This window comes from Shewanella sp. N2AIL (assembly GCF_022690845.1).
Classification (GTDB): domain Bacteria; phylum Pseudomonadota; class Gammaproteobacteria; order Enterobacterales; family Shewanellaceae; genus Shewanella; species Shewanella baltica.
Map to the genome: position 1 here is coordinate 1 of NZ_JALBYT010000106.1, position 296 is coordinate 296.

1 pseudogene is annotated in these 296 nt (G+C 45.6%); it reads left to right on the forward strand.

The features are described 5' to 3' along the window. A pseudogene (locus tag MO387_RS20935) lies at positions 1–296 on the forward strand (IS3 family transposase); the annotation flags it as partial.

Below are 296 nucleotides of genomic sequence, written 5' to 3' on the forward strand. Positions count from 1 at the left end.
CGAATGGAAAGTCGTAGAGCTGAGCTATCGGTCATCAAAGACTGGGTCCAGTACTGGCGTAAATATATGCCAAGGTTAGGGGCCCGTAAGCTCTACACGTTGATAAAATCCAAGCTGGTTGAGCACGATATTAAACTCGGGCGAGATGGGTTCTTTACCTATTTGAGAAGTGAAGGTTTACTGGTTAAACCGAAGAAAAGCTACACAAAAACCACGTTCAGCAAACACTGGATGAAGAAGCATCCTAATCTGCTGAAAGAGGAAGGGCTACATGATGCAGGGCATGTACTGGTCAG